Origin of the sequence: Mycobacterium lehmannii (assembly GCF_001499925.1) — a bacterium.
GTDB lineage: Bacteria > Actinomycetota > Actinomycetes > Mycobacteriales > Mycobacteriaceae > Mycobacterium > Mycobacterium lehmannii.
The window spans coordinates 189630-210992 of record NZ_LQIR01000045.1 but is presented as its reverse complement, the minus strand read 5'-3'; the positions used below and the strand labels follow the sequence as shown (position 1 = coordinate 210992).

General features: G+C 68.4%; 20 protein-coding genes, 1 tRNA gene and 1 pseudogene. 13 read left to right on the top strand and 9 right to left on the bottom strand.

The annotated features are described in order from the left end of the window. The first annotated feature begins 69 nt into the window (after positions 1-69). A complete protein-coding gene (locus AU192_RS20415) occupies positions 70-828 on the top strand; it encodes a Fic family protein (RefSeq protein ID WP_064399323.1) in 759 nt (252 codons plus the stop codon). 448 nt (positions 829-1276) lie between these two features. On the opposite strand, the gene AU192_RS20410 is transcribed toward AU192_RS20415, so the two are convergent. After that, a complete protein-coding gene (locus AU192_RS20410) occupies positions 1277-2134 on the bottom strand; it encodes an HAD-IB family hydrolase (RefSeq protein WP_064399322.1) in 858 nt (285 codons plus the stop codon). A 417-nt stretch (positions 2135-2551) separates the two neighbouring features. Here AU192_RS20410 and ssd point away from each other — a divergent pair, with 417 nt between their 5' ends. From ssd to AU192_RS20375, 7 genes and pseudogenes are all read left to right on the top strand, one after another. After that, complete coding sequence (ssd, locus tag AU192_RS20405) at positions 2552-3613, top strand: septum site-determining protein Ssd (protein WP_064399321.1); 1062 nt, start codon at positions 2552-2554, stop codon at positions 3611-3613. Further along, positions 3610-4776: a TadA family conjugal transfer-associated ATPase gene (locus tag AU192_RS20400; RefSeq protein ID WP_064399320.1), complete on the top strand. Its 1167-nt coding sequence runs from the start codon at positions 3610-3612 to the stop codon at positions 4774-4776. Before ssd ends, AU192_RS20400 begins: the two co-directional genes overlap by 4 nt. Beyond that, on the top strand, positions 4773-5546 hold the full coding sequence (locus AU192_RS20395; RefSeq protein WP_064399319.1) for a type II secretion system F family protein: 774 nt from the start codon (positions 4773-4775) through the stop codon (positions 5544-5546). Before AU192_RS20400 ends, AU192_RS20395 begins: the two co-directional genes overlap by 4 nt. Then, positions 5543-6112 (top strand): type II secretion system F family protein, encoded by a 570-nt coding sequence (locus AU192_RS20390; protein ID WP_064399386.1) that lies wholly within the window; start codon positions 5543-5545, stop codon positions 6110-6112. Before AU192_RS20395 ends, AU192_RS20390 begins: the two co-directional genes overlap by 4 nt. Then, positions 6109-6339, top strand: a complete 231-nt coding sequence (locus tag AU192_RS20385; RefSeq protein WP_064399318.1) for a DUF4244 domain-containing protein — start codon at positions 6109-6111, stop codon at positions 6337-6339. The genes AU192_RS20390 and AU192_RS20385 overlap by 4 nt, the downstream gene beginning before the upstream one ends. A gap of 41 nt (positions 6340-6380) precedes the next feature. Continuing rightward, positions 6381-6662 carry a TadE family type IV pilus minor pilin gene (locus AU192_RS20380; protein ID WP_242656983.1) on the top strand — a complete coding sequence of 94 codons (282 nt, stop codon included), beginning with the start codon at positions 6381-6383 and terminating at the stop codon, positions 6660-6662. 10 nt (positions 6663-6672) lie between these two features. Continuing rightward, positions 6673-7005 (top strand): annotated as a pseudogene (locus AU192_RS20375) (Rv3654c family TadE-like protein); the annotation flags it as partial. Here the strand turns inward: AU192_RS20375 and AU192_RS20370 are convergent. Both AU192_RS20370 and AU192_RS20365 read right to left on the bottom strand, forming a co-directional pair. Next, positions 7002-8027 (bottom strand): PAS domain-containing protein, encoded by a 1026-nt coding sequence (locus AU192_RS20370; RefSeq protein WP_064399316.1) that lies wholly within the window; start codon positions 8025-8027, stop codon positions 7002-7004. The pseudogene AU192_RS20375 and the gene AU192_RS20370 overlap by 4 nt on opposite strands. Before the next feature lie 63 nt (positions 8028-8090). Then, positions 8091-10418 carry a DEAD/DEAH box helicase gene (locus tag AU192_RS20365; protein ID WP_064399315.1) on the bottom strand — a complete coding sequence of 776 codons (2328 nt, stop codon included), beginning with the start codon at positions 10416-10418 and terminating at the stop codon, positions 8091-8093. 277 nt (positions 10419-10695) lie between these two features. Between AU192_RS20365 and AU192_RS20360 the strand changes: the two genes are divergently transcribed. The 3 genes from AU192_RS20360 to topA all read left to right on the top strand — a co-directional run bounded on the left by AU192_RS20360 (position 10696) and on the right by topA (position 14590). Beyond that, on the top strand, positions 10696-10899 hold the full coding sequence (locus AU192_RS20360) for a cold-shock protein (protein ID WP_006243848.1): 204 nt from the start codon (positions 10696-10698) through the stop codon (positions 10897-10899). Positions 10900-11029: 130 nt separating this feature from the next. Next, positions 11030-11620, top strand: a complete 591-nt coding sequence (locus AU192_RS20355) for a hypothetical protein (RefSeq protein WP_064399314.1) — start codon at positions 11030-11032, stop codon at positions 11618-11620. Between the two features lie 135 nt (positions 11621-11755). Beyond that, on the top strand, positions 11756-14590 hold the full coding sequence (gene topA / locus AU192_RS20350; protein WP_064399313.1) for a type I DNA topoisomerase: 2835 nt from the start codon (positions 11756-11758) through the stop codon (positions 14588-14590). Between the two features lie 27 nt (positions 14591-14617). On the opposite strand, the gene AU192_RS20345 is transcribed toward topA, so the two are convergent. After that, a complete protein-coding gene (locus tag AU192_RS20345) occupies positions 14618-16267 on the bottom strand; it encodes an adenylate/guanylate cyclase domain-containing protein (RefSeq protein WP_064399312.1) in 1650 nt (549 codons plus the stop codon). Positions 16268-16355: 88 nt separating this feature from the next. Here AU192_RS20345 and AU192_RS20340 point away from each other — a divergent pair, with 88 nt between their 5' ends. Further along, a complete protein-coding gene (locus tag AU192_RS20340) occupies positions 16356-17564 on the top strand; it encodes a DNA polymerase III subunit delta' (protein WP_064399311.1) in 1209 nt (402 codons plus the stop codon). Between the two features lie 69 nt (positions 17565-17633). Continuing rightward, positions 17634-17709, top strand: a tRNA-Thr gene (locus AU192_RS20335). On the opposite strand, the gene AU192_RS25215 is transcribed toward AU192_RS20335, so the two are convergent. The 5 genes from AU192_RS25215 to galE are packed head-to-tail and all read right to left on the bottom strand — an operon-like array spanning position 17680 to position 21332. Beyond that, positions 17680-18051: an alpha/beta fold hydrolase gene (locus tag AU192_RS25215; RefSeq protein ID WP_242656982.1), complete on the bottom strand. Its 372-nt coding sequence runs from the start codon at positions 18049-18051 to the stop codon at positions 17680-17682. The genes AU192_RS20335 and AU192_RS25215 overlap by 30 nt on opposite strands. Further along, the gene (locus tag AU192_RS26015; protein ID WP_233151406.1) at positions 18048-18188 is read right to left on the bottom strand and encodes a hypothetical protein; all 141 of its coding nucleotides are present in this window, start codon (positions 18186-18188) and stop codon (positions 18048-18050) included. Before AU192_RS26015 ends, AU192_RS25215 begins: the two co-directional genes overlap by 4 nt. Further along, the gene (locus AU192_RS20330; protein WP_064399310.1) at positions 18185-18556 is read right to left on the bottom strand and encodes a carboxymuconolactone decarboxylase family protein; all 372 of its coding nucleotides are present in this window, start codon (positions 18554-18556) and stop codon (positions 18185-18187) included. Before AU192_RS20330 ends, AU192_RS26015 begins: the two co-directional genes overlap by 4 nt. 24 nt (positions 18557-18580) lie before the next feature. Next, complete coding sequence (locus AU192_RS20325) at positions 18581-20371, bottom strand: hypothetical protein (RefSeq protein ID WP_207544961.1); 1791 nt, start codon at positions 20369-20371, stop codon at positions 18581-18583. Beyond that, positions 20355-21332 (bottom strand): UDP-glucose 4-epimerase GalE, encoded by a 978-nt coding sequence (gene galE / locus AU192_RS20320; RefSeq protein WP_064399309.1) that lies wholly within the window; start codon positions 21330-21332, stop codon positions 20355-20357. The genes AU192_RS20325 and galE overlap by 17 nt, the downstream gene beginning before the upstream one ends. Positions 21333-21363 lie beyond the last annotated feature (31 nt).

The following is a 21363-nucleotide window of genomic DNA, read 5'->3' as shown; positions in this document are numbered from 1 at the left end:
TGTCACGGTCGGCTTGCCGCCGCAGACGGCGTGGTCGGCTCGTCCGCCGGTCGGCTAGCGTGTGCTGCCGTGACCGGTGGCTTCGCGAAGGACCCGTTGGCGCCGCTGGCTGACCTGCCCGGCGTCGCGGAGGCCGCCGAGGAGGCCCGTGAAGCGCTGGGCCGCGCACACCGCCACCGAACCAACCTGCGGGGCTGGCCGAAAAGCGCCGCCGAGGCCGCGCTGCGAGCCGCCCGAGCGTCGTCGGTGCTCGACGGCGGTGCGCTCGCGCTGTCCGACGACGGCACCCCGGACCCGGTTTTGGCCGGGGCGCTGCGGGTGTCCGAAGCCGTGGAAGGCGGGGCGACAACCTTGGTCGGCGTCTGGCAGCGCGCCCCGCTGCAGGCCATCGCCCGGCTGCACGCGCTGGCGGCGGCGGACATCGCCGACGACGAGCGGTTGGGCCGCCCGCGCCAGGAGGCGCACGTGGGCACGCGGCTGACCCTGCTGGCCGACATCCTCACGGGAGGGACCCGGGTGCCCGCGCCCGTGCTCGCCGCCGTCGTGCACGGCGAACTGCTCACGCTCGCCCCGTTCGGCGCCGCCGACGGTGTGGTGGCGCGGGCGGCGTCGCGGTTGGTGACGATCACCACCGGGCTCGATCCACACGGGCTCGGGGTGCCGGAGGTTCACTGGATGCGCCGGTCCGGCGACTACGACGCCGCGGCGCGAGGCTTCTCGTCCGGCACCCCCGACGGCCTGACCGCGTGGATCCTGTTGAGCTGCCGCGCATTGCGCGAGGGCGCCCGCGAAGCGCTGTCGATCGCCCAGGCGGCCTCGTCGTCCTGAGGCGTTGCTGAAAGGGGCGGCCATCACAGGTCGTCGCCTCGTCGCCAACGCGAAGCGGGCGACGCTCCGAACGTGGTTCGGCTCGTCGCCCGCTAACACGGAGACCGGTTACCAAGCGTGCTCTGATGGGTCGCGTGGGTGGCCTCGGCGTCTTGTCGATGCGCTTCGACTGCAACCCCACCCAAAGGGTCGCTCTAGCCGTCCGCTATTCGCAAATACGCAGGCCCGCAACACTTTTGCCTATTCCGCGGCATGTGCTCCGCGTGGGTGCCGGGTTCCGTGCTGGGGAGCCTGAAGCGGGAGATTCGAGCCTTCTCTTCCGACTCGATCTTGGCCTCTCCAAGCTTCCGTGACTCCTTTGTACCCCGTGACCGCGATCACATCAAGGGCCAAATCAGCCCTAGTCCGGATCGTTACGCGGAACCCGGGTTGGCGGGTGAGGAGTTGGCTAGAAGGCGAAGCGCCGCAACAGCGAATAGGTCAGCGCGCCGGCGGCCAAAGCGCTGATGCCGACCGCCGCGGTGGTGGCCATGGCCGCACCCGACGGGGCCGGAATCCGATCCCGCAGCGACACCGGTTTGGAGAAGTCGAGCACGGGCCAACCTCGGGCCGCGGCTTCCTTGCGCAACGTGCGGTCGGGATTGACCACGTTCGGATGGCCGACGGCCTCGAGCATCGGGAGATCGGTGATCGAGTCGGAGTAGGCATACGAATGCTCGAGCGCGTAACCCTCGCGTTCGGCCAGTTCCCGGATCGCGGCCACCTTGCCCTCGCCGTAGCAGTAGAAGGCGATCTCTCCGGTGTATTTGCCGTCTTCGACGACCATACGGGTGGCCATCGCGTGTGTGGCGCCGAGCGCACGAGCGATCGGCGCGACGATTTCCTCCCCGGAGGCCGACACCATGACCACGTCGCGGCCGCACAGTTTGTGGTCGGCGATCAGCTCGGCCGCCTCCGCGAAAACCAACGGCGTGACGACGTCATGCAGGGTTTCGCCCACGATCGACTTCACCTGCTCCACGTCCCAGCCGGCACACATGTTGGTGACGTACGCGCGCATGCGGTCCATCTGGTCGTGGTCCGCGCCGGACATGAGAAAGAGGAATTGGGCGTATGTGGACTTCAGCACGGCCCGCCGATTCATTAGTCCTTGCGCAAAAAAAGGTTTGCTGAAAGCCAGAGTGCTGCTTTTTGCGATGACCGTTTTATCGAGATCGAAGAAGGCGGCGGTTCGGACCGGACCGTCCGTCGGAGCGCCCGTCGCGGACGCGTCCGGCGCCTCGGCCGCCGAACCAGATGCGCTCACGACGCCAGCATAGGGGCCCGCGCGTGACAATCGCCGGGAGAGTGTACAAAGTGGCAGGTTATGACAGGTGTCGGAGACAGGACACTTCCGCAGATCGGGCTACTTTTCTCAGCGCGCAGCACTTGCGCCGAAGCCGACTGGCGTGTGTATAGTGAGCCTTACCCGGCTTATGTCGGGTGTGCATCAGCCCGACCCCCCGGGGCTGATACACGACGACCTCCGCCTCCTCCCCCCCTGGCGGGGGTCGTCCCTTTTTCAGGACTTTTCGCAATCCGGATATGTGCTGCCATTCACAGTGGTTGCGGAACGCCGTTTTCGTTTGCCGACTCTTACCTGGGTCATTCACAAGATCGCGTTGATCCACAGATGAGGCGTCAGCGGTAGCGTCGTCGCAAGCCCAGGCCACAGGGTTGGAGGGTGGCTTCATCGAGTGGATACCTCGCGTTGATCGCCGACCCGGCACTTCGCGAGGACGTGGACCGGGTGTGTGCGGCGGCGGGTGTACCGGTCGTCCACGCGTCGGAGCCCTCCAGCCGCAAGGTCTGGACCGAGGCGGCCGCCGTCGTGCTCGACATCACAGGCGCCCGCCGGTGCGTGGCCCGCGCGTTGCCGCGACGTACGCGCGTCGTCCTGGTGGGCCGCGTCGAACCCCGCGGAGCCGACTGGCAGGCGGCGATCGAGGTCGGTGCCCAGCGGGTCCTCACCCTGCCCGAGCAGGACGACGAGTTGATGGCGGAGTTGGCCGAGGCCGCTGAAGGGCTGCACGAGGCGGGCCGTCGCGGTGCGGTGGCGGCCGTCATCGCCGGCCGCGGTGGAGCAGGCGCATCGGTCTTCGCGACCGCGCTGGCGCTGGCCGCACCCGAGGCGTTGTTGATCGACGTCGACCCGTGGAGCGGCGGCATCGATCTCGTCGTGGGCGGTGAAGCCGAATCCGGGCTGCGCTGGCCGGATCTGCGGCTGCAGGGCGGGCGGTTGAGCTACGCGGCGCTGCGGGATGCGTTGCCGCGCGTACGGGGCGTGACCGTGCTGTCTGGCAGCCGGGTCGGCTGCGACGTCGACCCCGTACCGCTCGGTGCCGTGATCGACGCGGGCAGTCGCGGGGGTGCGACCGTCGTTTGCGACGTCCCGAGGCGGTCGACCGCGGCGGCCGAGACAGCTGTGGCCTCCGCCGATCTCGCCGTAGTCGTGACACCCGCCGACGTACGTTCGTGCGCGGCGGCCGACGCGGTCGCCCGGTGGGTGTCGACGCTCAATCCGAACTCGGGTGTGGTCGTGCGCGGTCCGGCACCGGGCGGGCTGCGGTCGGCGGAGGTCGCCGAAATCGTCGGGTTGCCGCTGCTGGCGGGGATGCGTCCGCAACCCGGTATGGCGGTCACCCTCGAGCGGGGCGGACTGCGGATCGGTCGTCGGTCGCCGCTGGGCCGCGCGGCGCGCAAGGTGTTGACGATTCTGCAACAACATCCTGCGATCGCCGCATGAGCGACTCGTTGATCGACCGAGTCCGCGAGCGGCTCGCGGCCGAATCGACACCGCTGCGGCCGACGGTGGTGGCCGCGGCAATCCGCGCGGAGTCCGGTGGTGTGCTCGGCGACAGCGAAGTGCTCAGCGGGCTACGCCTGTTGGAGACCGAGCTGACCGGGGCGGGCGTGCTCGAACCGTTGCTGTCGGCCGACGACACCACCGATGTTCTGGTCACGGCGCCGGACGCGGTGTGGGTGGATGACGGCAACGGGTTGCGCCGCACCGGAATTCGCTTTCCCGACGACAGTTCCGTGCGCAGGCTCGCGCAGCGGTTGGCGCTCGCCGCCGGACGTCGCCTCGACGAGGCGCAGCCATGGGTCGACGGCCAGTTGACCGGGCTCGGCACCGGCGCGTTCACGGTGCGTCTACACGCGGTCCTGCCGCCGATCGCTTCCGCGGGAACGTGTCTGTCGCTGCGGGTGCTGCGCCCCGCGACGCAGGACCTGGCGTCGCTGACCGCCGCCGGCGCGATCGAACCGGCCGCGGCCGTCCTCCTCCACGGCGTCGTGTGCGCACGGCTGGCCTTCCTGGTCTCGGGAGGCACCGGGGCGGGCAAGACCACCCTGTTGGCCGCCCTGCTCGGCGCGGTTCCCCCGATCGAACGCATCGTCTGCGTCGAGGACGCCTCGGAACTCGCGCCACCTCATCCGCATCTGGTGAAGCTGGTGGCGCGCTGCGCCAACGTCGAAGGCGCGGGCGAGGTGACGGTGCGGGACCTGGTGAGGCAGGCGTTACGGATGAGGCCCGACCGCATCGTCGTCGGTGAGGTACGCGGCGCTGAGGTCGTCGATCTGCTCGGCGCGCTCAATACCGGTCACGATGGTGGCGCCGGAACCGTGCACGCCAACAGCCCGACAGAGGTGCCCGCGCGCCTCGAGGCGCTGGCGGCGCTCGGTGGGCTCGACCGGGCGGCGTTGCACAGCCAACTCGGCGCCGCGGTCCAAGCGGTGATCCACGTCGGCCGCGACCGGACGGGCCTGCGCCGACTCGACGAGATCGCGGTGTTGACCGCCGGAGCCGACGGCCCGGTCCGTGCCTCCACGGCGTGGCGTCTCGGGCACGGTTTCGGCCCTGGCGCACAGCGGCTCGACGATCTGATCCGTGAGCGGGGTGGCTCGTGAGCGTCGCTGCGCTGGCCCTCGCGCTGGCGATTCTCACCGCACCAGGTCCGCGGCGGCGCACACCGCTGGCACGCTCACGCCGCCGGGCGATACGGCTCCCGTCGCCTCTATGGCTGGTGGCCGTCCTCGTCACCCTGATGATCGTTGCGCCGCTCGGTGTCGTAGTGGCGGCGGTGATCGCGGCCGCCACCGTCGAAGCCCGCCGCCGGCGCCGGCGCAGAGAGCGGCAGCGGACGAATGAGGCCGCCGCACTGGAGGGTGCGCTCGACGTCCTGGTCGGGGAGCTGCGGATCGGCGCCCATCCGGTGACCGCGTTCGACACGGCAGCCAACGAGGCCGACGGTGCCGTCGCGGCAGCACTGCGCACGGTGGCGGCCAGGGCGCGGATGGGAGGCGATGTCGCCGCCGGGATGCTCAGTGTGGCACGACGGTCGGCGCTGCCGACGTATTGGCAGCGGCTCGCGGTCTGCTGGAATCTGGCTCAGTCGCATGGCCTCGCCATCGCGACGCTCATGCATACCGCGCACCGCGATATCGTTGCGCGGGAACGGTTCTCGACTCAAGTGAGCGCGGGTATGGCCGGTGCGCGGACCACCGCCACCGTGCTCGCCGTCCTGCCGTTGCTGGGCATCGGACTCGGCGAGTTGATCGGCGCCCATCCGCTGCGCTTCCTGTTGTCGACGGGACAATGGCTCCTGGCCATCGGTGCGGCACTGACATGTCTGGGATTGGTGTGGTCGGACCGGATCACCGGCGGGGTGGTCCGATGACGCTTGCCGCGCTGCTTCTCGCGATCGCTGCGCTTCTCGCAGGCACCGATGGCCGAGCCCGTGTGCGGACCGCCCACAGACCAAATCCGAAGTCACACCACAAAATCCAGGCGAACGATCCTCTGGCGTTCGCCTCGGCGCTCGACGTGCTGGCGACCTGCCTTCATTCGGGTATGGCGGTGGCCGGCGCTGCGTCAGCCGCGGCGCCCTCGGCACCGCCGACGGTGGCCCGAGTATTGGTCCGTGCCGCGGATCTGCTTGCCCTGGGCGCTGATCCTGCGACCGCGTGGGCCCCTGCACCCGAGGGCGATCGCAGCGTCGACGCATTGTTGCGGCTGGCACGGCGGTCGGCATCCTCGGGAAGCGCCCTCGCCCAAGGGGTCAGCGCGCTGGCCAGCCGGTCGCGCGACCAAGCGGCGGACACTGCGCGCGCCGCGGCCGAACGCGCCTCGGTCTTGATCGCAGGCCCGTTGGGGGTGTGCTACCTGCCGGCGTTCTTCTGCCTGGGCATCATTCCGGTCGTCGCGGGGCTGGCCGCAGACGTGCTGCAGTCGGGGATTCTATGAAGGACAACGAGTGGGGAGAAAAGTTGAAGGGCAACAGGATTCGAGCGCTCCAGACGCGGCTGACGCTGCTGGTCGTCGCCGACGAGGGAATGTCGACCGTCGAGTATGCGATCGGCACCATCGCGGCCGCCGCGTTCGGCGCGATCCTCTACACGGTCGTCACCGGCGACTCGATCGTCAGTGCGTTGACCAACATCATCAGCCGCGCTCTCAACACGAACGTCTGACCGGTGAACGTGGCGGCGCCACGGTCGAAGCGGCGTTCGCGGTGGCAGCGCTGGTCGCCGTCCTCGTCGTGTGTCTGGGCGGACTCACGGCGGTGTCGATGCATATCCGGTGTGTCGACGCCGCGCGCGAGGCCGCACGCCTCGCCGCCCGCGGCCACGACAGCGCTACGACGGCCCGCGATTTGGCGCCAGAGGGAGCCTCCATCGCTACCCGCAGCGACGGACAGTTCGTCACCGCCACCGTCCGCGCGCGGTCACCGATACTGCCCGGGTTCGCCGTCGAGGCGCGAGCCACGGCCGCGGTGGAACCGGGTTCGGGCTGAGCAGGGTTCGGCCACCCTCATCGCCGCTGCGATGATCGCGATCGTGGTGGCGATCGCCATCGGTGCCGCTTACCTCGGTGTGGCGGTATCGGCGCGACACCGCGCACAGGCGGCCGCAGACCTGGGCGCGTTGGCCGCCGCCCACCGGATTGCGGCCGGTGGCGATCAAGCGTGCTCATGGGCGGCCGCGGTCACCGATGCCATGGATGCCGAGATGGCGCGGTGCGACGTCGAAGAAGTCGATATCGTTGTTGCCGTCGACGTTCCGGTCGCGTTGGGCCGCTTCGGTGTGGGCACTGCGCGTGCGGTGGCCCGCGCGGGCCCGGCCGATGTCAGCACCTAGGAAGTGCGTCGGCCTGCTTCGGCAAACTCGGTGTCATTGGGGCGGCGCAGCGTCGCGAGCGCGGCATACACGTCGTCGTCGAGTTCGACCCGGTTCACTGTCACGTGCACCGGTGCCCACTCCTGGCCACCAACGCCGGTCATCCGCAGTACACCGGACGCGATACCGGTCCTGAAATCCACGGCCATGCGCTCCATCTCGGCGCGGTCGTCGGGATGCACCGCGTGTTCGCCCGCCAGGCTGACCCGCCAGTCGAAGAACGGGGCCGGGTCGTCGAGCCACTTCAACAAGGTCCAGTTCGTCGGGTCGACCAAGGCGCGGTGCACACCAGGCTGGGCCAGTCCGTTGAGGATCCGCTGGGCGAGGTGATCCTGTTCCGGGCGCTCCTGCTCGCGTTCGCTGCGCCAGTTCATCGCTCGGCACAGCAGCCGATCCGGTCCGTCGCCGTCGGATTCCAGCACCGCCCGCGTCACGAACCCGACGCTGATCGCTTCGCCGCGGTGGTCGGTGACGTCCCAGGTGCTGCAGAACGCGGTGCCGGGCTCGCGCTTGATCGCCATGGTCAACACCTTGGCCTCGCTGGGGTTGAGTTCACGCATCGGCAGGTCGTCGGCGAAAGTTCGGTTATGCGTCGGTTCCTGAGGCGATTCCCACCCGCTGTTGGCCAGCGATTCGGGGGTGCCGGTGGCGATGCCGGTGTCGAGGTTCCATACCAGCGGCCCGGGCACCGGGCGCTCCGGGGGTTCCATGTCGGGCGGCCCGATCCACACGTGTACGCCATGTATCCGGCCGTCGGTCATCTGCACGACCTCCGTGCGGATGACACGGTCGTTCTTCGGGGTGATGCTGCTCAAGCCCTGATGCGCGCGCACCGTTTCGCCAATCGCCGTCTGGACCGCCATCAGATGCGGATTGCGCCGCAGGAAGGCACCGATCGGGATCAGATTCTGGGTTCGACGGCCCTGCGCGACCACCGTGGGCTCGCTGCCCAGCGTCTCCACGAGCAGCCAGTCGTGGGTCATAGGGCCACCCTACCGGCGCGCGTGCCCACGATTCGGTGTGCTGCACCAGCGGTTGCCACACCCTCAGCCGGACCGTTGGGATATCTCGCGCAACACCAACCGCAGCACCCGCACCGCGCCCTCCTTGTCCAGCGGATCGTTCCCGTTGCCGCACTTGGGCGACTGCACGCACGACGGGCAGCCCGCCGGACACTCACACGCCTCGATCGCATCGGCCGTCGCGGCCCACCAGGTGGTGAGCCGGTGATAACCGCGGTCGGCGAAACCCGCACCGCCGGGGTAGCCGTCGTACACGAAGATCGTCGGCAGCCCCTGCACGGGCCCGACCGCCGTCGACACACCGCCGATGTCGCCACGATCGCAACTGGCGACCAACGGCAGCAGCCCGATCGCGGCGTGCTCTGCGGCATGCAGCGCACCGGGCGCACGCAGCAATTCGATGCCGTTGTGCTGTAAGGCCTCTGGTGTGATCGTGCACATCACGGCCATGGTGTCCAGTGTGCGGGTGGGCATCTCGAGTTCGACGAAGTCGATCACCTCACCCGTCAGGTGTCGGCGCAGGTAACCGGTCACCGTGTTGCTCACCGAAACAGGGACAAGCCCAACAGTGACCGCGCCGAACGTCTTTCGCTCACCATGCCCGGTGACCGCGATGTCGGTGACCTCCCGCGCGGTGGTGGTGTAACCGGGGTCATCGGCGTGCACGAAGGCCACGCCGTCCTCGAAGTCGAGGGAGTCGACGACATAGGTCTCGCCCTGGTGCAGATACACCGCTCCGGGATGGACAGAAGCGGGCGCCTGGCCCGCCCCGGTACTGCCGAGCATGCGTCCCGTGCCGGCCTCCAGGATCGCGATCTGACCGCCGGACGACCCGCGGATGTCGACAGCCGGATGCGGGTCCATTCCGGGTGTGGGGAAGTAACCGTTGGCCCGTCGCCGCAGCAGGCCGTCGTCGACGAGCGCCGCAGCCACGTTCTCGGCCTTCCACATCCGCACCTCGGCATCGGTGAGCGGAAGTTCGGCAGCAGCGCAGAGCAGTTGTGGCCCAAGCACATACGGGTTGGTCGGATCGATGACGACGCGCTCGATCGGCTTGTCCAGCAGTGCCGACGGGTGGTGTACCAGGTAGGTGTCGAGCGGATCGTCGCGGGCGATCAGCACGATCAGCGCGCCCTGACCGCGCCGCCCCGAGCGGCCCGCCTGTTGCCAGAACGATGTCACGGTTCCCGGAAACCCGGCGAGGACAACGGCGTCCAGACCGGCGATGTCGACACCCAACTCCAACGCGTTCGTCGTCGCCAGTCCCCGCAGTTCGCCGTCGGTCAGCGCGCGCTCGAGCGCGCGGCGGTCTTCGGACAGATAACCGGCGCGATACGAAGCCACCCGGTCGGCGAGATCGGGCGCTCTTTCCTGTAATCGCGCCCGTGCCCCCAACGCGGTCAGTTCGGCACCGCGCCGCGACCGCACGAACGTCAGCATCCTGGCGCCCTCGGCGACCAGGTCGGCCATCACGCTGGCGGCTTCGGCTCCCGCCGAACGCCTTACCGGGGCCCCGTTTTCCCCCACCACGTCGTCGAGCAGCGGAGGCTCCCACAGCGCGACGGTGCGGGCACCCTGCGGTGACCCGTCCTCGGTGACCTCGGCGACCGTTTGACCGATCAGTTCGGAGGCGGTCTGGGCCGGCGAGGCCGTCGTGGCGCTGGCGAAGACCACGGTGGGCACCCCGCCGCTGGGCGAGTAGCGGGCGCACAGCCGCAGCAGCCGCCGCAGCACCATCGCCACGTTCGAACCAAAAATGCCGCGATAGTAATGGCATTCGTCGACGACGATGTAGCTCAGGTTGCGCAGGAACACCGCCCACCGGGCGTGGTTGCGCAGCAGTGACAGATGAATCATGTCGGGGTTGGAGAAGATCCAGCGCGACCGTTCCCGCGCGAACCGTCGCACGTCGCTGTGGCTGTCGCCGTCATAGGCGCACGGTGCGACGTCGGACAACCCCACCGCCTCGGTGAGCGCCACCGCCGACCGGAGTTGGTCGTGGCCGAGCGCTTTCGTCGGCGACAGATACAGCGCCCGCGACCGCGGATTCGCCTTCAGGTCTGTCAATATCGGCAACTGGTAGGCAAGCGACTTGCCCGACGCCGTGCCGGTGCACAGTACGACATGGCGCCCACCGTGAGCGAGCTCGGCGGCGGCCAGTTGATGTGACCACGGGGCCTCGATGCCCCGATCAACGAACGCCCGCACCACATCTGGGTCGGCCCAACATGGCCACCCCATCGGGCGACCCCGGCGCGGTGGGATATCTGCGACGTGGCGCAGCGGATTCGGGCCGCCTGCAACCGTGCCTTCGACCGCGCACGCGAGCAGCTCGCGGCCGAAATCAGCCATCGATCATCCTTCCCGATAGACCTCTTTAGGCGAATTGTTCCCCATTTGAAACGCCGAGACTGTCGCCGCAGCCACGAACGTGATTGACTTATCGCGGTCGCAGCTTCTGTGTTCGTGTATTAGCACTCGCAGGATCGACGTTGCGATCGCGGTTCCTGCGAGGGTTGTAGGTCGGGTTGAGTTCCGAGCTTCCACGAAGGAGAGCGGTCGGAACGGGCCCGGTGTACCGAAACACGGTGGACCGCACCCGGTGAATAAGAGAAGGAAACAACAGGAAATGCCACAGGGAACTGTGAAGTGGTTCAACGCGGAGAAGGGCTTCGGCTTCATCGCCCCGGAGGACGGCTCCGCTGACGTTTTTGTCCACTACACGGAGATTCAGGGCAGCGGCTTCCGCACCCTGGAGGAGAACCAGAAGGTCGAGTTCGAGGTTGGCCAGAGCCCCAAGGGGCCCCAGGCCACCGGTGTTCGGGCCGTCTAGCGCGACCAGCACGATCGAAAGGCAACACCCCGCGAGCGTCGAGAACCGACCGCCGCGGGGTGTTCGCTATTCCGGCGCGCTTCGGCACGGCCGCCACGGCTGAGGCCGGTACCTGGCTTACTGTCGATTTGTGAGCCAGCTGTCGTTCTTCTCGGCGGAGTCGGTGCCCCCCGCGGTAGCCGACCTCACCGGGCTGCTCGCCGGACCCGGCCAGGTTGTCCTGGTGGGTTCCGGCACCGAGCAGGGTGCGCGGCTGTCGGTCGTCGTCGACCGTCACTGGCGGGCCGAGGCGCTGGCCGAAATGATCGTCGAGGCCGGTCTGGAACCCGAGATCGCCCGCACCGACGAGAACACCCCGCTGGTGCGCACCGCGGTCGACAGCAGACTGGTGGAGATCGCGGCGGGCTGGACCCGGGGTGCGGTCAAGACCGTCCCGCCGAACTGGTTGCCTGGGCCGCGCGAGCTTCGGGCCTGGACCCTGGCCGCGGGCACACCCGAAGCCGACCGTTATCTGCTCGGGCTGGACCCGCACGCACCGGACACGCATTCGCCGCTCGCGTCGGCGATGATGCGGGTGGGAATCGCGCCGACGCTGATCGGTACCCGCGGGTCGCGCCCGGCCCTGCGGATCAGCGGTCGACGCCGGCTATCGCGCCTGGTAGAGAACGTGGGGGAACCTCCTGGCAGTGTGGAGGCGTTCGGAGAATGGCCGCGGGTCTGACCGCTGTTCGGAGGGGGGTCAGTTTGCGTCGGTTGGCGCGGGGTGCGAAATTGTCAGTTGCCGACAGGGTTGATTCTCCGCCGGACGCGGAATTCTGCGCTGTGGGTGACCAAAGAAGTGGAGCGTAAGTAAAAGGTGGCTGATGGGGACCGCGGCAGCGGCCGTAACGGAAGCGTCCGGCGGCTCGTCATAGTCGAGTCGCCTACCAAGGCGCGCAAGATAGCGGGCTACCTGGGCTCCAATTACATCGTCGAGTCGTCCCGTGGGCACATCCGAGACCTGCCCCGCAACGCCGCCGACGTGCCTGCGAAGTACAAATCCGAGCCGTGGGCCCGCCTCGGGGTGGACGTCGACCACAACTTCGAGCCGCTCTACATCATCAGCCCCGAGAAAAAGAGCACTGTCGCCGAGCTGAAAGACCTGCTCAAAAACGTCGACGAGCTGTATCTGGCCACGGACGGCGACCGCGAGGGCGAGGCGATCGCCTGGCATCTGCTCGAGACGCTCAAGCCCCGCATCCCCGTCAAGCGGATGGTGTTTCACGAGATCACCGAACCGGCCATCCGCGCAGCCGCCGAGGACCCCCGCGACCTGGACAACGACCTGGTCGACGCGCAGGAGACACGCCGCATTCTGGACCGGCTGTACGGCTACGAGGTCAGCCCGGTCCTGTGGAAGAAGGTCGCGCCGAAATTGTCGGCCGGCCGGGTGCAGTCGGTGGCAACGCGCATCATCGTGCAGCGCGAACGCGAACGGATGGCGTTCCGCAGCGCAGGGTACTGGGACGTCACCGCCGAACTCGACGCCAGTGTCTCCGACCCGCAGGCCTCGCCGCCGACGTTCACCGCCAAGCTGAACACGGTCGACGGGCGCCGCGTGGCCACCGGCCGCGACTTCGACTCGCTGGGCCAGGTGAAAAAGCCCGACGAGGTGCTGGTGCTGGACCAGGCCGCGGCGACGGCGTTGGCGGGCGGTTTGCGCGGGGCGCAGCTGGCGGTCAGCTCGGTCGAGCAGAAGCCCTACACCCGCAGGCCGTACGCGCCGTTCATGACCTCGACGCTGCAGCAGGAGGCGGGCCGCAAGCTGCGGTTCTCCTCGGAGCGCACGATGAGCATCGCGCAGCGGCTCTATGAGAACGGCTACATCACCTATATGCGCACCGACTCGACGACGTTGTCGGCGAGTGCGGTGGAAGCAGCCCGCAATCAGGCCCGTCAGCTCTACGGCGAGGAGTATCTGCATCCGTCGCCGCGGCAGTACACCCGCAAGGTGAAGAACGCCCAGGAGGCGCACGAGGCCATCCGGCCCGCCGGTGATGTGTTCTCCACGCCGGGCCAGCTGCACGGTGCGCTCGACACCGACGAGTTCCGGCTCTACGAGCTGATCTGGCAGCGCACCGTGGCCTCCCAGATGGCCGACGCGCGGGGCACGACGCTGAGCCTGCGGATCTCCGGAACCGCGAGCTCCCGCTCGATTGACGGCTCCGCCGTCGGTGGAGAGCAGGTCGTCTTCAACGCCAGCGGCCGCACCATCACCTTCGCGGGCTTCTTGAAGGCCTACGTGGAGAGCATCGACGAGCAGGCAGGCGGCGAGGCCGACGACGCCGAGAGCCGGCTGCCGAATCTCGAGCAGGGCCAGCGCGTCGACGCCAAGGAGCTCACCGCCGACGGGCACAACACCGCGCCGCCCGCCCGCTATACCGAGGCTTCGCTGATCAAGGCTCTCGAGGACCTCGGCATCGGCAGGCCGTCGACGTACTCGTCGATCATCAAGACGATTCAGGACCGCGGGTACGTCGTGAAGCGGGGCAGCGCGCTGGTGCCGTCGTGGGTGGCGTTCGCCGTCATCGGGCTGCTCGAACAGCACTTCGGCCGCCTCGTCGACTACGGGTTCACCGCGGCGATGGAAGACGAGCTCGACGAGATCGCCGCCGGCAACGAGCGACGGACCAATTGGCTCAACAACTTCTACTTCGGCGGCGATCACGGGGTCGAGGACTCGATCGCCCGCTCGGGCGGGCTCAAGAAGCTCGTCGGGGTGAACCTCGAGGAGATCGACGCCCGACAGATCAACTCCATCAAGCTGTTCGACGACGATCAGGGCCGACCCATCTACGTGCGGGTGGGCAAGAACGGTGCGTACCTGGAGCGGATGGTCCCCGACGAGGACGGTGAGTCCGGCGAGCTCAAACCGCAGCGGGCCAACCTCAAGGACGACCTCACCCCCGACGAGCTGACCCTCGAGCTTGCCGAAAAGCTTTTCGCCACACCGCAAGAAGGCCGATCGCTGGGCGTCGACCCCGAAACCGGGCACGAGATCGTCGCCAAGGACGGTCGTTACGGTCCGTACGTCACCGAGGTTCTGCCCGAACCGCCCGACGACGGCGAGGCCGGGTCGACGGCGAAGAAGGGCAAGAAGCCGACGGGTCCGAAGCCTCGCACCGGTTCGCTGTTGCGGTCGATGGATCTGGAGACGGTGACGCTGGAGGATGCGCTGCGGCTGTTGTCGCTGCCGCGCGTCGTCGGCGTCGACCCGAACACCGGCGAGGAGATCACCGCGCAGAACGGCCGCTACGGCCCATACCTCAAGCGCGGCACGGACTCTCGCTCGCTGGCCACCGAAGAGCAGATGTTCGACATCACGCTCGATGAGGCCTTGAAGATCTATGCCGAACCCAAGCGCCGTGGCGGTCAGCGGGCCGCGGCCCCGCCGTTGCGTGAACTCGGTGAGGATCCGGCGACCGGCAAGCCGATGGTGATCAAGGACGGCCGGTTCGGCCCGTATGTCACCGACGGGGAGACCAACGCCAGCCTGCGCAAGGGCGACGACGTCTTGTCGATCACCGACGAACGCGCCGCCGAACTGCTCGCCGACCGTCGCGCGCGCGGTCCGGTGAAGCGGACGAAGAAGGCGGGGGCGAAGAAGACGGCGAAGAAGGCAGGAGCCAAGAAAGCCGCCAAGAAGAGCTAGCCCGCGAATGTGAGCTTGTGCTCGAGATCAGCGTGATTCTTCGGAAACAACTTCACGTTCGGCGTTTTGCTCAGCGTCGCCGTCGGCCTGATCTGTTTCGGTCTGCTCGGGGCGGGCGCCGTCGGAGCCGAGCAGGTTCAGCGGCCGTGCCAACTGTGTCGGGGCCACACGGCCACGGAGTTCGACGATCTCGCCGACATCCCAACACAGCGCTTCGGCGTCCAGGGCGCCGCTGACCGCGATCGCCGAGGCCAGGACGTGGCCCTCCTCCAGCTTGGCCAACTCGGTCAGCCGCGCCGCTTCGTTGACCGGATCACCGATCACGGTGTACTCGAAGCGGGCCTGGGCACCGATGTGCCCGGCGATCGCGCGGCCTGCCGACACCCCGATGCCGAACTCCGTCTGGGCCAGCACCTCGATCAGCTCGTCGTGCAGTTCCCGTGAGGCCGCCAGCGCGCCGCCGCACGCGTCGGGATGCTCGATCGGCGCGCCGAAGATGGCCAGCGCCGCATCGCCCTGGAACTTGTTGACAAAGCCGCCGTGGCGGTTGACGGTGTCGACCACGACGCGGAAGAAATCGTTGAGCAGGTTGACGACCTCGGCGGCGGGGATGGTCGACGCCAGCTGTGTGGATCCGACCAGGTCGACGAACAGCACCGCGACGTCGCGTTCCTGACCACCGAGTTCGGTGCCGCGTTCCAGTGCGCGCCGGGCCACGTCCTCGCCCACGTAGCGGCCGAACAGGTCGCGCAAGCGTTGCCGTTCGGCGAGGTCGCGCACCATGTCGTTGAAGCCTGCCTGCAGCAGCCCCAGCTCGCTGGCGTCGTAGATCTGCATGTGGGCGTTGTAGTTACCGCGCTGCACCTCGCCGAGCGCCCAGCGCAACTGGCGCAGCGGATCGGCGATCGACATCGCCACCAGCACGGTGCCCGCCAGCCCGACCACCAGCGCCGAGATCGACAGGATCAGGATCGGGGTGGTCAGCCGGTCGGCGGGAGCGGTGAGGACCCCGAATCTGCTGGCCACCACGGCCAGCACGATCGCGATGATCGGGACCGCGGTGGACAGCACCCACGTCATCACCTGGCGCAGAATCACCCCGGGCGCGCGGAAGTTCTCCGGTACGCCGCCGCGCAACGCGGCCACCGCGACGGGCCGCAGCACCCGTTCGGACTGCAGGTAGCCGATGATTGCGGTCGCGGTGGCGCCCAGCCCCGTGGCGACGGCCACCACCGGCGCCGACTTGCTGGCCACCGGCCAGCTGGCGACGATGAACACCACCGAGCCCAGGAACCAGTTCGCGACGTTGATCACCGACCGGTAGAACGGCATCTTCAGCGCACGGGTGCGGGCCAGTTCGGTGTCGGCCGGGTCCCGGTCGCCCAGCAGCATGTCGCGGCGTTGCCAACGCATGACCGGGATCAGCAGCCGCAGGCTCCAGTACGCCGCGATCGTGAAGGACACGAACAGAAAGCCGAGGAAGACCGCCAGGTTGAAGGCGGGCAGGTCCTGCAGCTGGATGCGGTCCTCGGGCGGCAGGCCGAATCGCAGGAAGCTGAAGACCAGCAGGGCGCCGATGATGTCGGCCTGCACCATGCCCAGCGTGAACACCGGCCACGGGGTGCGCGCGGCCCACCGGACGAATGCGCTGATCCGCCCGATCGGTCGATCTTCCATGGCCACGCGTCAACCGTATCGGGCCTCGGCGACGGGTACGGGTGCTGTGAGACGGACGTGTCGGTTCGCAGCACTACTGTTATCTCCGATGGGCGGTGTCTTCTCGCGTCTCGTGGGTCAACAGGCTGTTGAGGCCGAGTTGGTGGCCGCGGCACGCGCCGCACGCGGTGAGGCGGCTCACAGCGGGGCGGCGGTCGGATCCATGACACATGCGTGGCTGATCACGGGCCCTCCCGGTTCGGGCCGGTCGGTGGCGGCGCTGTGCTTCGCCGCGGCGCTGCAGTGCACCTCCGACGGTGTGCCCGGGTGCGGCGAGTGCCGGGCCTGCACGACGACGATGGCCGGCACCCACGCCGACGTGCGGCGGATCATTCCCGAGGGGCTGTCGATCGGTGTCGACGACATGCGCACGATCGTGCAGATCGCCTCGCGGCGACCGGGCACCGGGCGCTGGCAGATCGTGCTGATCGAGGACGCCGACCGGCTGACCGAGGGAGCGGCGAACGCCCTGCTCAAGGTGGTCGAGGAGCCGCCGCCGTCGACGGTGTTCCTGCTGTGCGCGCCGTCGGTGGATCCCGAGGACATCGCGATCACGCTGCGCTCGCGCTGCAGGCACGTCGCGCTGGTCACCCCCACCGTGGACGCGATTGCGGGTGTGCTGATTGACAGCGACGGGCTTCCGGAGGCCGAGGCGCGGTGGGCGGCTTCGGTCAGCGGCGGCCATGTCGGGCGGGCCCGCCGGCTGGCCACCGACGAGTCGGCGCGGGAACGTCGGAAGCGGGCGCTGGGTCTGGCGCGCGACGCGGCGACGCCGTCACGCGCCTATGCCGCGGCCGAGGAGTTGGTCAAGACGGCTGAAGACGAGGCCCTGGCGCTGACGGTGGACCGCAACGAGGCCGAGACCGAGGAACTGCGCACCGCGCTCGGTGCGGGTGGCACCGGAAAGGGGACCGCCGGTTCGCTGCGCGGAGCGGCGGGCGCCCTGAGTGCCCTTGAGCGACGGCAGAAGTCGCGCAAGACGCGTGCCTCGCGTGATTCTCTGGACCGCGCGCTGATCGATTTGGCGACGTACTTCCGCGACGCGCTGCTGGTGGCCTCGGACGCCGGCGACGTTGCGCACAACCACCCCGATATGGCCGAGGAGATCGCCAGGCTGGCCGCGCATGCGCCGCCGGACAAACTGCTGCGCTGCATCGAAGCAGTCCTGGAGTGCCGCGAGGCGCTGACGGTCAACGTGAAGCCGAAGTTCGCGGTCGACGCGATGGTGGCGACGGTCGGGCGCGCACTGCGCGACTGAGTTGGGTCGGCGGCGGGCCCTGCCGTAGACTCGTCCCGCCTGTGGCTGACACACATGTGAGCCGGGCACGCCACCTTAGCTCAGTCGGCAGAGCGGCTCACTCGTAATGAGCAGGTCAGGAGTTCGATTCTCCTAGGTGGCTCCAGTTCGGTCCTCGGGTCTGGAAATCAGCGACCAACGGCACGACCTCGTCGAGGTGCGTTTCCAGCAGCCAGTGCCCGCCGCCGAGCAGGTGCAGGGGCGCTTCGGGCAGGTCGCGGTGGTAAGCCTGCGCCGACTCCTCGGGCATGTAGCCGTCATGCGGACCCCAGACAATCAATGTCGGCGGCTGATGCGTGCGCAGGTAGGCCTGCTCCTCAGCGAACCAGTCGAGTGTCGAGGGTTGGTCCTCAAGCAGGTGGATGAGGTTGGCCAGCCGGTCCGGGGTTGTCCCAAAGCTCGCGCAGGAACCCGTATTTCGGCCCGAACGCGTCGGCTTAGATGTCACCGTTCTGGATGACGAGGCCCGCGACGCGCTCGGGTTCGGCCAGGGCGAGACGGATCGGGCGGCCCGGCTTGGCGGTAGAAGGTGTCGACGCCGTCGACGGTGACGCGGTGGTGGTGGGTGACCGGTGCGATGCTCACGTCGGCTGCAACACCTCCTTGGCGATCTTCATTGCCGAGTTGGCGGCGGGGAAACCGGTGTAGCCGGTGCAGTGGTAGATGACCTCGGCGATCTCGTCGTCGGTGAGGCCGTTGGTGCGCGCGATCTGAACGTGGATCCGCAGTTCGTCTTCGGCGCGCAGGGCGATCAGGAGGCCCAGTGTCAGCAGGCTGCGGTCGCGACGGCCCAGGCCCTCCCGGGTCCACAGTCGCCCGAACACGTTGTCCATGGCCAGGGGAAGCATCTCGCCGCCGAAAGAGTCGGTGGGTAGTTCGACGTCCCCGTCGGGGAGGGCGCCGGGAAGAAGTTCGCGGAAGACCTGGAGGCCTTGGTCACGGATGTCGGTCATCCCGACAGCCTGGCACGCTGACCGCTATTTCGGTGCCACGAATCCGACGGGGCCCGACGCGATGCACACCGACAACGCGGCGGTATTCGCGCGGACGTCGATCGCGTCGCCCGCACCGGGTAGCCGGACGAACACCTGGTTCAGGCCGGGTCGCACCGGCACCTTGACCTCGCGCCCCTCCGACAGCGACATCGTCATCGAGCCGTCGCTGTTGGCCAGGTAGTTGATCTCGGCCGTCCAGTCGGCAGGTAGCAGCGGGCCGTCCAGCGGCATGTGGACCGGAATTTCGGGCTGCACCAGGTAGCCGCAGTCCGGGTGCGGTCCAGGCGCGATGGCGCGCACCCAGGTGACCTTCGCGTCGACCACGCGACCGGTGTGGTCGAGCATGCGCAATTCGTCTGTGGCTGCGGAGAATTCGGGACGTTCACGCACCAGCGCGAACATGTGGCTGGCCCGGTTCTCGGGTCCGACGACCCGCTGCAGGACCATCGGGTCGACCTCCTGGTCGAGCATCGGCGCGTCCGACATCCGGCTCGCGTCGGCCAGGCCCGACAACGCGTTGCGCAGATAGCCTTGCGCCGGATTGTCGCGCCACGTCGTCAAGAACGTCGCCGTCGAGTACACGCTGCTGGCCACGAACAGGGCTGTAAGCGAACAGATCACCACTGTTCGGGTGCGTGATGCGTCCAGCCACCGCGACCCCGCCCGGTTCGGGGCGCACAGCCCGACCGCCGCCAACAGCGCCAGCACGATGACGAGGTCGGGCAGATAGCGCAGCGTCTGCGCCAATTCCAGGGCGGTGAACTGCGATGACCGCATGAGGTAGATCGGGATCTGGCAGGCCATCGCGTATCCCGCGGCCACCAACCACACCGCGACGATCCGCCGCTTGCGCAGCAGCGTCACCGCGACCACGGCGGCCAAACCCACCCAGCCCAACACCATCACCGTCGCGGGTGGGGTCGCCCACGGCGAGGCAGGCGCCCACCGTTGCCAGTCCCACGGGCCGCCGACCAGCCCCGGCACGATCCCGTGCGTCACCGACCGCGCGAGCAGGTCCCACGTCATCGCCAGGTCGAAACTCCACCGCTTCTGGTCGACCACGACCAGGTACACGCCGACCCATCCCGCCGTGACCGCCAGCGACGGCACCCACAGGCGGATTCCGCTACGCCACACCGTTTTCACCGGTCCGGTGTCGGTTACGTAACACAGCAGAGCGGTCACCGCGAACGCGACGAACGGGATCACCGCAGCCTTCTCGAAGAACAGCAGACCGCCGATGTAGACCAGAAGAGCCGTCACCGCGTACCGCTTCTCACCCGTGCGCACCAATAGGATCGCGTCACCGCAGACCCACGCCAACGCCGCCAGCATCGGGAACGAGTTCAGTGCCGCCGCCCACCAGGCGAACCCGGGCACCGCAAGCGGCGTGAACAACGCGAATGTCAACGGCAGCAACAGGACTGGTCGCCACCCAAGAATGATGTGCAACGTCCGCAGCAGCGCCAGCGACACCAGCAACTGCAAGACGAGCAGGCTGATCGCCGGGCCGATCCAGTTCAGGGGTGCCAACAAGGTGATGCCACCGGCGACGAGGAACGCGGCGGGCATGACGTGACCGTCGTGGTCGTCGAACAGGTATGCCGGCGAGAGCAGCGGTTGGGTACCCGCGCGGCCGATCAAGATCAGGTCGTCCCAGTAGAAGTAGCCGCCGAACGCCAGCACCGCCCGGATCGCCAACTGCACGACGATCAGGACGATGGCGGTGCGCGCGACCCAGTTGCCCAGCGCGAAGTTACCGCGGATAGGCATCCCCTGCTTGCCGGCGAGCGATCCACGCCGAGCGCACCATCTCCTCCAGCGAATGCCGCATCCGCCAGTCGAGGTCGCGCGCGGCCAAGTCGCCCGACGCGACGATGCGGGCGGGGTCACCGGGCCGGCGCGGACCGACCACCGGCTCGAAATCGAATCCGGTCACATCGCGGATGGTGGTCATGATCTCTCGCACCGAGGTGCCGCTGCCGCTACCGAGGTTGTAGACGGGCTCGATTGCGTCGTCGGCTTCCAGCCGACTCGCCGCGGCGACATGCGCCAGCGCGAGGTCCGACACGTGGACGTAGTCCCGCACACAGGTGCCGTCGGCAGTGGGGTAGTCGGCGCCGTTGATCCGCGGTGTCTCGTCGCGGCACAACATGTCGAACACCAGCGGAAAAAGGTTGTGCGGGCTGACGTCGAACAGATCCGCCGAACCCGATCCCACAACATTGAAGTAGCGCAGGCTGGTGTGCCGTAACCCGGACGCGCGGGCGGCGTCGCGAATCATCCACTCGCCCACCAGCTTACTGACGCCGTACGGGGATTCCGGCGAAGTGGGCGTCTGCTCTGTGACGGTGTCGACGTCCGGGGTGCCGTACGTGGCGGCGCTGGAGGAGAACACCATTTTGTCGGTGCCTGCGGCCTCCATCGACTTGAGTAGCGTGACCATCGCCGAGACGTTCTGCTCGTAGGTGTGAAGTGGGCGTTGCACCGAGACACCGGCGTACTTGAACCCTGCGATGTGGATGACGCCGCTGACGTGATACTCGTCGAGCGTGCGTGCGACGACTTCACCGTCGAGCAGGGTGCCGCGCACGAACGGAACCGTCGGCGGAACGAATCGCTTCAGGCCGGTCGACAGATCGTCGATCACCACCACCGGCATGTCGGCGTCCGACAGGGCACGCACCACATGGGAACCGATGTACCCGGCGCCGCCGGTCACCAGCCAAGTCATTCGCTTTTCCTCACCCTAGAACGGGGCCAGC